This window comes from Paraburkholderia phenazinium (genome assembly GCF_900100735.1).
Classification (GTDB): Bacteria; Pseudomonadota; Gammaproteobacteria; order Burkholderiales; family Burkholderiaceae; genus Paraburkholderia; species Paraburkholderia phenazinia.
In genome coordinates, this window is sequence record NZ_FNCJ01000004.1 from 453,765 (window position 1) to 468,062 (window position 14,298).

A 14,298-nucleotide genomic window follows, 5' to 3' on the forward strand; every position below is an offset into this window, starting at 1 on the left:
AGTGACACAGCGCTCATCCACCCCACTCCGCACTCCGTGCGTTGCGGATGGGTCTGCTCGGGAAACCGGTTTCGCGGTTGACGCCGTAGATCGAGCGGCGCCGGACACCAGGACACGAAACACTCAAGGGCCACATCTTTTACAAGTAAGCCAAACCAACATAATTAGCATACCTATACGTTATACAGAAAGCGTTATACCCGACGGCGGAGCGCGCAGCGCGACGCTGGAACGGATGACTGCTGTGTCACTGAGTGGGAATGTGCGAGAGCAGGTCTCGTCTTGGGCCGTTCCCGGTAGTGGGCCGAGATGGCTCGCTATTCGCTAGCGGGGTGAGCCCGCTTTCTTTGCCTACTTTCTTTGCGGCGGCAAAGAAAGTAGGTGCCGCCCCGCACAGGGGCGAACCTAATAGACCACGAAGAACACAAGGAAAGGCCAACGCCCTAAGAACAACGACAAACGCCGCACAGGCAAAAACAGAACCCTAAGCAATACCCCCAGGAACCCCCCTCCCATGCCACCGCACAACAAGAATCCGCCCGCAATAACAAAGCACCCCGGCAACACCAATAGTAACGCCCATACCTGTAGGTGAAGCCCCTCCCCAAAGCCCAACAGCAAGACTAGCCCCAGCCCCCAACGCAAGTTGGACTGCCCCAAACACCGCCGCAGCGGCCCCCGCATTATGCGGATACCGATGCATCAAATCAGTCGTGCAATTCGCCGACAACAACCCCACCACCCCAACCACAAAGAACAACCCAGCCACGATCGACCACAACCCACCCCAGCCGGTCAGGCAAACCAACGCAACAAACAACGACGCCACACAACTGACCGTCGCCGAAAACGAAATGATCGGCAACGACCCCAACCGCCCAATCAACCGCGTGTTCATGAAATTCCCGAACATGATGCCGACAATATTCAACGCAAACAAAAACCCATAATGCTGCGCTGAAACGTGGAAATACTCGATGTACACAAACGGCGTCGCCGTGATGTACGCAAACATCGATGCAAACGCCATCCCGCCACACAACATGTGCCCCCACGCCACCGGGTCGCGCAGCAACTTTCCATACGCTCCAAACGATTGCAGCACCGCCGAATGCTTGCGCTTCTCGGGTGGCCACGTCTCCGGTACCTTCAGGTAAGCCGTCACCGCGCACACCGTGCCGAATAGCGTCAATGCCACGAACACCACCCGCCAGCCACCCAGCAACAACAGTTGCCCGCCAATCAGCGGCGCCAGCAGCGGCCCAATCGACGTCACAATTGCCAGCATCGATAACACTCGCGCCGCATCGGCCGGCTCGTGCGCGTCGCGTGCAATCGCCCGCGCGAGCACCGACGCGGCGCCCGCGCCGAGCGCCTGCACGAAGCGGAATGTCACCAGCGAGCCAATCGAAAACGACAGGCCGCAGGCAATGCTCGCCAGCGCGTACATGATGATCCCGCCCAGCAGCACGGGCCGGCGGCCGAAAGAATCGGACAGCGGGCCGTACAGCAACATCCCGACCGAAAAGCCCAGCATGAAACTCGTCAACGTCGTCTGCGCGGCGCCGGTGCTGACCATAAACGCCTGCGCGATCGACGGCAGGCTCGGCAGGTACATGTCGATGGAAATCGGCCCGCACGCGGCCAGCGCACCAAGCAACAGGATCAGCCGGCCATCGGGCCGGCGTCGGGTGACGTGAGACATGGGAATCCAGAAGAAGCAGCCCGTCCACACATGTGTCGGACCGCGGGAAACGGTGAAAGCGAATGCATTTGCAACCGTAATTCTACTTGACGGGTCAACCATACGTCGTGCGCTTGCTCAACCGGTACGTCCATCGCCAAGCCTGGGCGGGCGACAAACCCGGGACGCCGGACAATCGGTTAAGCTCCCGCCTTAATCCCCACCGGCCATCCCAACGCACCTGCCCCTACACCGTCATGACCGCCTTCCTGCTGATCTGGAGCCCCAAGAAATGGCCTTGGCCGGAACTGCCCGAGGTGGCCAAACGCGTCGCCGCAGGTGAGGCGGTGACGGATGTGTGGGGCTGCGGCGTCGCCCGCAGCATCCTGCCGGGCGACCGCGTCTTTCTTCATCGGGTCACCCAGGAACCCAAGGGCGTGTTCGGCTCCGGCTACGTCACCCGGGCACCCTACGAAGTGCCCGACGCGAACTCCAAGCGCGGTTTCCGCTTATGCATCGACTTCGTCTATGACTGGCTGGTCGACGCGCATCAGGAGGTCGTCATCTCCCGCGACGCGTTGCGCGTGCATCCCTTCTCCGTGCAGACCTGGGACGCACAATCCTCCGGCACCTCCATCAAGCCCATGGCCGAGGGACCGCTGGAGAAGCGCTGGGCCGAGCTGACCGGCAAGCGCAAGCCGCCCCCGCTCACCGCGCCAACGGGGCCAACGCACTCTTCCAAGGTTTCGGCCCATGCCGCGGCAAAGCGAGCCGGGGCAAAGCGAGCCGCGTCAAAGAACAAGCCCGCGCCGTAGACCAAACTCGCGTCGTAGACCCGCCCGTACCCGCCGCGCCGTTTGCGGGGGCCGCCCGTGCAGGGGTCGCCCGTGCGGGGGTCGCCCGTGCGGGGGGCCGTCCATTGGGGGCCATGCGAGGACCGCCCGTGCCGGGCCGTCCCCACTGCCGCCCCGCAAGCCCGCGGCACCGGGACAATTCACCGCAATCCCTTCTGCGCCCGCCGCGGGCCGACTCCGCGCGAGTCCGGTACAATTTCAGATAACCATTCAGCCGCCGCGCAGCGGGCGGACAGGCCGGGCGCAACCCCGGCCGCCGGCCGGTTCCGCGCGCCTCTGTGCACTCCTATCAGGCAGGTCCAACGTCCATGTCCAGCAATTCCCGGAACGAAGCTCTTTTCGAACGCGCCCAGCTCACCATCCCCGGCGGCGTCAACTCGCCCGTGCGCGCCTTCCGCTCGGTCGGCGGCACGCCGCGCTTCATCGAGCGCGCGCAGGGCGCATACTTCTGGGACGCGGACGGCCAGCGCTATATCGACTACATCGGCTCCTGGGGTCCGATGATCCTCGGTCACGTCCATCCGGAAGTGCTCGAAGCCGTGCAGAAGGTGCTCGGCAACGGTTTCTCGTTCGGCGCGCCGACCGAATCCGAAGTCGAGATCGCCGAGGAAATCTGCAAGCTGGTGCCGTCGATCGAACAGGTCCGCATGGTCTCGAGCGGCACGGAAGCCACCATGAGCGCGCTGCGTCTCGCGCGCGGCTTCACCAATCGCAGCCGTATCATCAAGTTCGAGGGCTGCTATCACGGTCACGCGGACAGCCTGCTGGTCAAGGCCGGCTCGGGCCTGCTGACCTTCGGCAACCCGACCTCGGCGGGCGTGCCGGTGGATATCGCCAAGCACACCACCGTCCTCGAATACAACAACGTCGCCGCGCTCGAAGAAGCGTTCAAGGCCTTCGGCAACGAGATCGCTTCAGTGATCGTCGAACCGGTGGCGGGCAACATGAACCTCGTGCGCGCCACGCCTGAGTTCCTGCAAGCGCTGCGCCGCCTGTGCAGCGAATACGGCGCCGTGCTGATTTTCGACGAAGTGATGTGCGGCTTCCGCGTGGCGCTCGGCGGCGCGCAGCAGGTCTACGGCATTACGCCGGACCTCACGTGTCTCGGTAAGGTGATCGGCGGGGGCATGCCGGCCGCTGCGTTCGGCGGCCGTCGCGACATCATGGCCCACCTCGCGCCGCTCGGCGGCGTCTACCAGGCGGGCACGCTGTCGGGCAACCCGATCGCTGTCGCGGCGGGCTTGAAGACGCTGCAACTGATCCAGGCACCGGGCTTCTACGATACGCTGACGACCCGCACGACGCGCCTCGTACAAGGACTCAGCAATGCGGCACGCGAAGCGAAGGTGCCGTTCGCGGCCGACTCGCTCGGCGGCATGTTCGGTCTCTACTTCGCCGACAAGATCCCCACGAGTTTTGCCGAAGTCACCACGAGCGACGTGCCGCGCTTCAACGCGTTCTTCCACAAGATGCTCGACGCGCGCGTGTACTTCGCGCCGTCGGCTTATGAGGCAGGGTTCGTGTCGATCGCGCACGACGACGCGATCATCGACGCCACGATCGACGCGGCACGCGGCGCCTTCGCGGCGCTGGCGGCTTAAAACAGGCTGCAGCACTACGCCGGACAGCACCAGACAGCATTAGTCAGAACGAAATAGCACTTAACGGACGCCGATGTTCTCGCAAACCGATTTCGTCCATATGGAACGCGCGCTCGCTCTGGCGAAGCGCGGCATGTACACGACCGATCCGAACCCACGGGTCGGCTGCGTGCTGGTCAAGAATGGCGAAGTGATTGGCGAAGGCTTTACGCAGCCTGCCGGGCAGGACCATGCCGAAGTGCGGGCGCTGAAGGATGCGCGCTCGCGCGGCCACGACCTGCGCGGCGCTACCGCCTACGTGACGCTCGAGCCGTGCAGCCACTTCGGCCGCACGCCGCCGTGCGCCAATGCGCTGATCGAGGCGCAGGTGGAGCGTGTGGTGGCGGCCATGGAAGATCCAAACCCTCAGGTGTCCGGGCGTGGCTTGAAGATGCTGCGCGACGCCGGCATCGAAGTCCGCTGCGGCCTGCTCGCCAATGAAGCGTACGAACTGAACATCGGCTTCGTCTCGCGCATGACGCGCGGCCGGCCGTGGGTGCGCATGAAGGTGGCGGCCACGCTCGACGGCCGCACTGGGCTGCCGTCCGGCGAGAGCCAGTGGATCACCGGTGAGGCCGCACGCGCCGACGGCCACGCGTGGCGCGCCCGCGCGTCGGCGATTCTGACGGGCATCGGTACGGTGAAGGAAGACGATCCGCGCATGACCGTACGCGCCGTCGATACGCCGCGCCAGCCGCAACGCGTGCTGATCGACAGCCAGCTCGATGTGCCGCCCACCGCGCAGATTCTGGCCGGTGCACCGACGCTGATTTTCTGCGGCAACCTCGACCAACGTCACACCGAGCGTGCCAACGTACTCCGCGATCGCGGCGCGGAGATCGTGCAGATGGCGAATGCGGCGGGCAAGGTCGATCTGCCGGCCATGTTGAAGGCGCTCGGCGAACGCAACGTCAATGAACTGCATGTCGAAGCGGGTTACAAGCTGAACGGCTCGCTGCTGCGCGAAGGCTGCGTCGATGAACTGCTGGTCTATCTGGCGCCGAGCCTGCTCGGTACCGATTCGATGAGCATGTTCAATCTCGTTGCGCCGCCGGCGCTCGAAGGCCGCGTCTTACTGAACTTCCAGGCCGTCGACCGGATCGGCGACGACCTGCGGATTCTGGCGCGCTTCGCGCCGCATCCTACTTCCCCTTAAGCAAGGAAACAGCACACCATGTTTACCGGCATCGTCGCGGCGGTCGGCCGCATCGAAACAGTCAAACCCCTCGGCAACGACGGGGACGCGGGCGTACGCCTGAACGTCAATGCAGGCGGCCTCGATCTCGAGGACGTGCAGCTTGGCGACAGCATCACGATTCAGGGCGCCTGCATGACCGTGGTCGCCAAGACGTCCAACTCGTTCGAAGTGGATGTGTCGCGCGAGAGCCTGAATTGCACGGCTGGGTTGGGTGAGCCGGGCGAGGTGAATCTCGAGAAGGCGCTGCGTGCGCATGACCGGTTGGGCGGCCATATCGTGTCCGGGCATGTGGATGGGCTCGGTACGGTGACGCATTTCGCGCCGGTCGGCGAGTCGCATGAACTGCGTGTACTGGCGCCGCGCGAGATTGGGCGGTATCTGGCGTACAAGGGGTCCATTACGGTCAATGGCGTGAGCTTGACGGTCAACTCCGTCAAAGACCGCGATGACGGTTGCGAATTCTCGATCAACCTGATTCCTCATACGGTTCAGGTCACTGCGCTCAAGCACCTGCGGGAAGGGTCGAAGGTTAATCTGGAGATCGATTTGATTGCGCGGTATGTGGAGCGGATGCTCAGTGCGTCTCAGGATGGCTCTAAATCATTGAAGTGATTAGGTTTTTGGCGATTTTCCCGTCTACTGTCGTATGGCCAAATCTCGCTAAATCCACGTTTTGGTGACGGTATTTCTGACGGTATACGGCTGTTTTCTCAAGTTCGTATACCGTCACGCCTCCAAGAATTGCAGTCTACTCGCCGTCAAAGCAAGCACCTGCCACGTCGTCGCCGCCCTATACGGCTTCAAGAGGCCCTTATCGGGCGAGCGGCAGTGATTATCGATCTGCACGTCTGCCTTGCGAAGTGACCGAGGGGCGCGCTCGCCACAGTACGAAACAGGCTTCGGCATATCGGTTACTGCTTTCAGCAATTCTTCAGATCAAGAAAGAGCTGAGGCTCTACGAGAACATGCCTCAGTAACCCCTTCACCACTGAACGAAGGTACTCGGCCGCAGCCTCAGCCGACTTGATAGCCTGCAATGGGCCCGCAGCGAAATTCGCCACACCACCATGCGCCAAGGCACTCCGATAGGAGTAGAGCGCGGACCAAACCTTTTTTGCATCGACATCACCGAAATGCTGCTTCGTAGATATCGGTCTACGGAACCTACGCATTAAAAGCGGTAGCTTCGCTTGCATCTGGTGGGTAATCGAGTCCCCCCGATCTTCCAGCTTGGGGTTATGTGTAATCATCATCTCAATGATCGCGAACAGTCCAATTACTTGGAATTCGGAATTCGCAGGCAACATGCTCAGAGAGTCATACATAAGGTAGGCGCGCTGAACTTCCGGGTGCTGCTCGCAAAGCACGCCGCCAATCAAGAACGGTTCGGATCCAGCGATCGTATCGCGAGCTTCGTCCAGATCGGCTGTGCTCAAATCTGAGACCGGGAGCGGCATGAAGTCGCGAAAGTATCGCGAGGCGGCGTCGCTACGCCAACCGCTAAGTCCGCCTCCGACGAACGTCAGAGCGGAAATCTCTAAAGGCGCGGCTGTGGCATTGATAGCCAAGTGCGACCGATAGAGGAGGTTTTGATCACCCTCATTGGTGACTATGTGATATCGCCAATCGCTCATGGCGAGCGGAATCGGAGTGACGCTCTTGCTGTTCGGGCCCGTTGGCGTTTCATGCCTATCCATCTCGTAGTTCAACTCACGCGGAACACCGAAGGGTGAGCCCACGCAGCGCGCCAAGGTTTGCTTGATCGCGACCACCTCGTGCTGTTCTGCTTTTCGCAGGATCAGGTTCGGAGCAAGTTCGTATGAGTCGATACCAGGAAGAACGATTGGATTAAGGACGAACGCCCAATGTTTAGGAAACGAAAACTGGAAGCTACTCATTGTCGACAGTTTGAATTGTGCGCAACGTGCTTGTTAGTTGTTAGACCGGTTGCGTGGCCCGACTAAGCATCAACCCAAACGAACCAGAACAGACGGTGTTTGAAGTTTTCTGCATTGCACAGCAAGCACACGGGTCCATAACATACATCGACCGCAGACGTCGTACCTACTTCGCACATCCGGTGGCTCGACGTCCGGTCCCCAACCCGTGCGCAAAAGGACAATCGTGTCTCGACTGCCGGCGGCTTTTGTCGCCAGCTTGGCGCGGCCTAACGCGGTTAGAAAGCTTTTGCTCGTGAGCCGTCCCATGTCTGAGATATGCATAGTACACGCTGCGCCGGACGTGGAGTTTTCAGTGCTCAACGGCCATTTTTTTGAAGCAACCCAAGCGACTTGAAAGGGGCGGCCACGTCACCACGGCACCGGCCTCCCATCTCTTTCCCAACTGTCATGTGCCCGACGGAACATTATCCTCCGCCACCCATAGCCGGGAAACAGTCCGATTTCGCGCAAAATTCGGCGCACGTTCGGAATCGACTCGTAGCGCACGCCGAATTCTCTTTCGATCAGATCGCGAACCAAGACGACTGACCAGCGATACTGCGCGAAGCCATGTTCCTGCGACTCCCTTCCCCTCACGAGTCTATCAAGACGCCGAAGTTGCTGTTCGGTCAACGTGCTTGGGCGTCCTCGCTTTCCAGCACGCCACGAGCCCGAATCCTCGACCAGCATCTTTGCCCACCTCGATACCGTCTGTCGAGTAACTCCGAGAGCGTGCACGACCTCTGCCTGAGACGCCCCACGCGTAAGCATTCGCATTCCTCTGCGCCGGCGCGCCTCAAAGTCTTCAGCTTCTTCTTTCCGCATATCGAGCCCGGACATTGTCACTTGATTAGTATATCTCGTGCTGTACGCCAAAGTTATTTTGCTCACATGGTTTCGATACGATCCGATATCGTTTCAACATCGAAAACCTCCATGTTGAATGACTCGAATGCCTCTCACCACGCTGGAAATCACCCGAGCCTCATCAGACGGCAAGTCGTTGAAACTGCCCGATGGCAACGGCCTCTACCTGTTCGTAACCCCAACTGCCAAGTCGTGGCGAACCGATTATCGGATCGCCAGCCGAAGGGGAACCGTGGTTCACGGGCAGTACCCTGCCATGACGCTCTCCCAAGCTCGCGAACGGAACAGGGAAGCCAAACAACTACTCGCCAGCGGCATCGATCCGGCGACACAGAAGCGGCTCGAAAAACTCGCCGTCAATGCGTCTTTCGGCGACACGTTCGAAGCCACCGCAAAGCACTGGTACGACAGCAAAAGCGAACTGCGCTCTAAACCGTGGCGGGATGGACATAGCCTGTATCTCCGCCGCGATTTGAACCCAAACATCGGCAATGTGCCACTCGAACAGATCGACGCCCGTGCACTACTCAATGTGCTCGAAGCCGTCCGTCGTCAGCGCGGTGTCAAGACTGCTGAGCGGGTCCGACAAACAGCTGTCCAAGTGTTCGATCATGCGCGGCGCAAGTTGAAGGTAGAAGCTAATCCTGCTCGCGTTTTGCAAGGCTGGGCGGACATTCCTGCTCAGGTCAGTCACGCGCCTTTGCGCGAGCACGAAATTTTCGAGTTCATTGAGCGCCTCGACGCCGACACGGGGGCGACCACGACGAAGCTCTGCATTCTCCTCATGTTGCTCACGTTCGTGCGCAAGAACGAGATCGTGCAAGCTCGCTGGGACGAATTCGATATCGACAACGCCGTGTTGGTGATTCCGGCCGAACGAATGAAGATGCGCGATCCGCACGCCGTGCCATTAAGTAGGCAAGCACTGGCGGCACTCGAACAGTTGAAGCAGCTTTCGTTCGCCTCGGCCTATCTGTTCCCGAGCCTCGGCAGCAATATGAAGCCGATGGGCATGTCTACGCCCAACGTCGTCTTCGCGCGGATGGGCTACGGGAATCGTTTCACTCCGCACGGAATCAGGGCAACGGCAAGTACCTGGCTGAACAATCGCGGCGTGCGCGCTGATGTGATCGAACGCCAGCTCGCGCACGTGGAGCGTAACCGCGTGCGGGCAGCCTACAATCGCGCCGACTATTGGCCGGAACGCGTGGCCGCTATGCAGATGTGGGCAGACTTCGTACTGCCCGACCAAGCGACGGCCAGCGGAACTCTGTCCGTGCCGCTACCCGCTATGATGGTCTCAGGGGCAGCCTGACAACTCTGCATCCGGAAAGATCATTCCATGATGACGAACAGCACAAACCCATTCGCGCTGACTGATTCCGAGAAGAAGCTCACCTCTGACGACTGGGCTTGGCAGTTTCTGAGCTCGAGTCCCCGCTACGAGCAGGCATTCTTGGCTGCTTGCCGAGAAACCGGCGGACCTCGCCGCCCGCCTCCAGGCGCTGGGCTTTCGAGCTCGATAAAAGATCCCGCCAGCGTGAGCGTCGCTGGCGGTAAAAATAGGGAGTGCGCGAAAGGATTTGGGCTAGTCGCGTTTCTCAACCCTGCGCACAAAACGCTTCCTGAACTCAAGGATCGACGATCGTGGTTCTTCCCAACAACGGGATTCAAACATGCATATGTTCGGGACGAGTACGAGGGCGACCGATGCTGGAGACCGCTAGATATGGATTCGAATCCATATCAATACCGAACACCGTTCGGCTATCTGGTGCCCACGCTCACCGATGACCTACGGCTGGCTAATCCTGGGCCGCACACGCCGTCGTGGGTATGCGTACCAATAGATTGCAGCGTACCGATAGATGGCCAGCTCGAAGCCCTAGCGATGCTGGCGAAATCGTTACGCGCCCCGCTCGTCTCGATCGGCCGAGTGACGGCGCGCGACAACACGAAGCCTACGGGATGGCATGTCTCGAACATTGCAGACAGCGACGCCCTTTCGCTCATCTCGTTCTCATCCTCGGGAGACAAGAACTCAGTAGCCGTGCACCAATCAACGCAGTGGAGAGCCGTTTCAATCGACGTACTCGCCCCAGTGAGAAAACAGATCGAAGTATGCAGACAGACTCTGCTCGCTGTCCGTCAACAACTCCACGAATCGCTAGACGAGCCGCTATGGCCTCTTCGCTTCCCAAGCTCCATACGTCAATGCCCAGAACCTGACTACAGCTATCTGAAGGTGCTGCTATCGCTTGCGCAGCATCCGAAAACAGCAACCTTCAACGACGATCATGTCCTAGCCGACGAAATTGCTCGAGACGTGGGTATTCGAAGGGGAAGTGGCAGATATCTCCCGTGGCTAGAATCTTTTCTTTCCGCTATTCCCCTTCACGTGCGGCGGGCACGAGCACTGATCGATGGCGAGCATAGACTGCTGGTCCATGGACGGATCTCGGCCAAGTAACTCGCCTAGGCACGGACAGCGCTGCTCGGCAAGCGACCGTGCCACCAGTTGAACGCGATCTCTTCGCGCAGTCAAACAGCTCCTGCCGTCCACAGCGAAATCCGCTGTCGTCACTATCGGCCTCGAAATCCCGAGGCTTCCCTCGGCCCCCGTTCGCAGCGACATCTCTAACGAGTATCGGCCCGCAGTCGGGGGAAACCGCCCATGTCGGTACGCCAGCATGCAGCATTGAACCAGCCCGCCCCAGAATCCCCCCAACCACATTACGCAACAAAAGGCAAATCACAAGATCCCTATTTCGCGGGCCATTTGGCTTCCCAAGCAGCCTCCCAATCATGTGACTGCTCTCGTCGATACCGGAACAATGGTTCCGTTCACTCCTGAACAGACCTGAATAGACGAACGGAGCCTTCGATGACTCAAACAACTCTCCCCGCGACCGGGGCAGCGGCAAACCCCAAACAGCCCCTCTCACCGATTGCGCAGATTCGCTGCAGGCAGCAGCCCCTGCCGGCTAATACGGGCGGCAGCTCACATGCTTGCGTGCTCCCGGATTCTGCGGCGACCACCAGGACCACCGCCAGCGCCGCGTCCTCCGCGAACGCCCCGCTTCTCGATCAGCTGATCGCCCGAGTGCGTGCCTGCGTTCGCGACCGCTATCTGAAAGAACAAGAAGTTCTGGCGATTGCCTGCCGCTCGAAAGCGGCGGTCCGCCGGGATGTCTCGCTAGGTCGCTTCCCTTCACCGGTCAAGACCGGCATTAAGTCAAGTCGGTGGCGTGAATCGGAGGTCATGGCCTGGGTCGAGGCAACGACGATCCTCTCCCGCGTTGCCAATCCCGGCTTCTCCATGGAGGAGTTCGTTTCGGCCATGAGCGCACCGGCGATCTAACCCAGACGACTGAGCAGGATCATCAACGGTGGAAGTGAATAAAAGTTTCCACCATCTAGAGGATTACTTATCGATATGAAAGATATTTCAAATTCTGGTCAGTGCCTTTTGTTCCCTCTCGAGGACCAAGCTTCGCTCGATTCCGGCCGTGACGCCAGCTTGGCTGGGCATCACGTCTTAAGGAGCACTCTTTTCAGATCGCCGTTTCGATTTAAACCAGCGCCGAAGGACAAGGTGTTCGCAAAAAAGCTGGTCTTGGAAGCGATGGTTACATTCCAGCACAGGCGCCATGAGTGGATGCCGTCCCTAGCCCACTTCGACGAACCCTACTGCTTCGATCTGCCACGCGGAACTCGATGCGTATTCCAACTATGGACGGCGGCGCAAGATGCCGATTTTGTGGGTGCCCACTATCGGGCTGGCGATGAACTGGCCATTTATCTTCCGACACCTCAGCGTTGGAGAAAGCTGTCTTTGAACTGGCTCGCCACTCCGCGGTGTCGCTGTGGATCGTACCACTGCGATCCCGCGCCATTTCTACGGCGTTCTTGCCCGAACGCAGGCTGGCACGTAGCAAATACGAGCACGAGAAATCTCTTCCAATAAGGTGATAACGATGGACAAGAAAAAGCATGTTGCCGGCAAAGGCCGCGAAGTGTCGACGAAGGAACTGAACAAGATCTGTCGCGATCTGTTTTGTGCTGTTCCTTTCGACTTCGCCGAGGATGCGACGTTGCTTTCCGATCAACCGTTGATGATTCTCATCGGGCAAATGCAAATCAGGTTTCATCGGCCGCCCAAAGATTGGAAGGCACATACGTACATGACCGAAGACGCGATCACGGAATTTTTCCACCGACGGGATCAGTGGCAACGAGATCTTCCGCACTTCCGTGGCCCGTACGTTTTCCAACTCGGGTACGAGTTCACGTGCTCGGTCGAAGTCCGATCTCGTTATGCGCTGGATCACATCAGCGTTCGGCGAACGCGTAACGACCTGAACATCGTTCTGCCGCATCCGCGCAAATGGATTCGAGTTGGCCTTGGATGGCTCTTTGAACTACCGTGCCCGTGCGGAGAGCCTAGGTGCATCCCCGCACCGTGGCGAAACACCATCTGCCGGAACGGCTATTGACGGTATCTGCCCTCATAAGCTCGGCGTACGACCAGCGTTAAAAATGGTCGTACGCCGAATGCTCAAAATACACTGACTTTTTGCAGCCATGGTCCGCACGATTCAGCCCATAGACACGTCCCCGATGCTCGCCGAGCAGGCCAACTGCCATCAAGCTCCCATCGGCACTCGTCAACTTTTTCGCCAGGAAGTTGTTAGCCGCAACTATCCATCACACAGCAATCGCCAGCTCCAGTCGCCCTGCTCGGATGCGCGCTCAATCCGGATCGAGCGTCGCGCGACCGTGCTGCCCGTCACCAAAATACACTCGATTTTTGCAGCCATGATCGACACTCTTCTCGTCAAAGGACCGCTTGGACCGCATCAAACCCACCACCGGAAGCGCCTGGCGCAGATGTCACTCGGCCGCTTTTCCTGCGAAAAAAGCAAGCCGACCGTTACCTACGTCAATAGCCCTCTCACCGGTGCGCAAATGGAGGTACGGTACTGGGTTGAGCAGGCCGGCGGATCATGGATCGCGACTGCGTCGGTGAGGATTCCGCTGGCATCGGCGACCATCGGCCAGAACTATGCACATGTGGGTCTCGCCGACATCGAGCTTGAAAAGCGGTGCGCAGGTCAGTTGGCAAAGATTGCCCTGACCGCATGCGGCTTTTCTCAGGACGAGATCGACAACTTTATCCAACATGTGCGTGTCGAGCAGTTGGAACTGACGTGGCACACGCACACGAAAAGCCGCAACGCCCAGCGGAACCTGATGAAGCGTACGCGCGAGGCATTCGACGGTCTGCGAGCGCTCAGCAGACGCCACGATGTCATCGTGCGGGACGTCGATTTCCGCGAGAAGAACAATGCGAGCAGCCTGCTCGTTACGTTGAAGACTGGCGACGAATTTCGCCAGTATCCGAAGTATGATCAGGTTCTTGCCAAAACGAACCGGGGAAAGAGCAAATATGCAGTTTCACCGTCGATCCGGTCCCATGCTAAGGAGCTCCTCGGGGCGATCGATAGCCACGTGCGCAACGAAATCATTCTTGGCCCCGAGACGCTGGAGAGGCTGAAGCTATCGCATCCGAACGCGTGGACGCCCGATACCATGCGAGAGGTCGTGGAGTGGTTTTGGCAAAAGGCGGGGCTGAGCATTGCGTCTTCTTTCGATCCCTCTGCGCTCGGGGAGGCGGCGCGACAGACGTTGGTTCGTTATGAAGCTGGGGATCCTATCGAACAGTCGCTGTCTGACTCTACGTTCACGCGCCACCGCCAAGAAATCCTCGCTGCGGGCGGCCCGGACATTGCCCCTCGCGCCGCAGGCGTCATGGACAGGCTGAAATCCGTGGGGCGGCAGCTCGCATACGACAAACGCTGGCGAGTGCCGACCGAGTTTCGGAATCTGGTGCTGTGTGATGCCACTGCCCCGGCGATTATCGAGGAACTGAAACAAGGGCTCGAATATGTCCGCGATGGCGTACTGCCGGAGATCGCCGACGAGACAGCGCGGGACGCGTGGTTGAGTCGCTGGAACAAGTTCGTGCAGAGCGAGCGACTATGGGACCAGCAGTTTGGCCTTCGGACGATCGACTGAATTCCGTAGTCGATCCCGTGGCGTCAGTGACGGCCGT

At 59.8% G+C, this 14,298-nt stretch carries 12 protein-coding genes; 9 read left to right on the forward strand and 3 right to left on the reverse strand.

The annotated features are described in order from the left end of the window. Positions 1-484: 484 nt before the first annotated feature. Complete coding sequence (locus BLQ92_RS12425) at positions 485-1,705, reverse strand: Bcr/CflA family multidrug efflux MFS transporter (RefSeq protein ID WP_090684767.1); 1,221 nt, start codon at positions 1,703-1,705, stop codon at positions 485-487. A gap of 236 nt (positions 1,706-1,941) precedes the next feature. Here BLQ92_RS12425 and BLQ92_RS12430 point away from each other — a divergent pair, with 236 nt between their 5' ends. From BLQ92_RS12430 to BLQ92_RS12445, 4 genes are all read left to right on the forward strand, one after another. After that, entirely contained in the window at positions 1,942-2,499 is a 558-nt protein-coding gene (locus BLQ92_RS12430) for a hypothetical protein (protein ID WP_090684769.1), read from the forward strand. A 347-nt stretch (positions 2,500-2,846) separates the two neighbouring features. Beyond that, positions 2,847-4,139: a glutamate-1-semialdehyde 2,1-aminomutase gene (gene hemL, locus BLQ92_RS12435; protein WP_090684771.1), complete on the forward strand. Its 1,293-nt coding sequence runs from the start codon at positions 2,847-2,849 to the stop codon at positions 4,137-4,139. Between the two features lie 73 nt (positions 4,140-4,212). After that, entirely contained in the window at positions 4,213-5,334 is a 1,122-nt protein-coding gene (gene ribD / locus BLQ92_RS12440; protein ID WP_090684773.1) for a bifunctional diaminohydroxyphosphoribosylaminopyrimidine deaminase/5-amino-6-(5-phosphoribosylamino)uracil reductase RibD, read from the forward strand. Between the two features lie 18 nt (positions 5,335-5,352). Continuing rightward, positions 5,353-5,988, forward strand: a complete 636-nt coding sequence (locus tag BLQ92_RS12445) for a riboflavin synthase (protein WP_090684776.1) — start codon at positions 5,353-5,355, stop codon at positions 5,986-5,988. A gap of 308 nt (positions 5,989-6,296) precedes the next feature. On the opposite strand, the gene BLQ92_RS12455 is transcribed toward BLQ92_RS12445, so the two are convergent. Together BLQ92_RS12455 and BLQ92_RS41395 are read right to left on the reverse strand one after the other, a co-directional pair. Continuing rightward, entirely contained in the window at positions 6,297-7,274 is a 978-nt protein-coding gene (locus BLQ92_RS12455) for a HEPN domain-containing protein (RefSeq protein ID WP_090684778.1), read from the reverse strand. Positions 7,275-7,685: 411 nt separating this feature from the next. After that, positions 7,686-8,156, reverse strand: a complete 471-nt coding sequence (locus tag BLQ92_RS41395) for a helix-turn-helix domain-containing protein (RefSeq protein ID WP_090684779.1) — start codon at positions 8,154-8,156, stop codon at positions 7,686-7,688. 112 nt (positions 8,157-8,268) lie between these two features. Between BLQ92_RS41395 and BLQ92_RS12465 the strand changes: the two genes are divergently transcribed. The 5 genes from BLQ92_RS12465 (at position 8,269) to BLQ92_RS12480 (ending at position 14,261) form a co-directional block, all read left to right on the forward strand. Next, a complete protein-coding gene (locus BLQ92_RS12465; protein ID WP_175772267.1) occupies positions 8,269-9,498 on the forward strand; it encodes a tyrosine-type recombinase/integrase in 1,230 nt (409 codons plus the stop codon). A 27-nt stretch (positions 9,499-9,525) separates the two neighbouring features. Further along, on the forward strand, positions 9,526-10,653 hold the full coding sequence (locus BLQ92_RS39335; RefSeq protein ID WP_143016565.1) for a hypothetical protein: 1,128 nt from the start codon (positions 9,526-9,528) through the stop codon (positions 10,651-10,653). Positions 10,654-11,067: 414 nt separating this feature from the next. Next, entirely contained in the window at positions 11,068-11,544 is a 477-nt protein-coding gene (locus tag BLQ92_RS12470; RefSeq protein WP_090684781.1) for a helix-turn-helix transcriptional regulator, read from the forward strand. Positions 11,545-12,160: 616 nt separating this feature from the next. Next, a complete protein-coding gene (locus tag BLQ92_RS12475; RefSeq protein ID WP_090684782.1) occupies positions 12,161-12,679 on the forward strand; it encodes a hypothetical protein in 519 nt (172 codons plus the stop codon). A gap of 124 nt (positions 12,680-12,803) precedes the next feature. Further along, positions 12,804-14,261 (forward strand): hypothetical protein, encoded by a 1,458-nt coding sequence (locus BLQ92_RS12480; protein WP_090684783.1) that lies wholly within the window; start codon positions 12,804-12,806, stop codon positions 14,259-14,261. Positions 14,262-14,298: the final 37 nt, after the last annotated feature.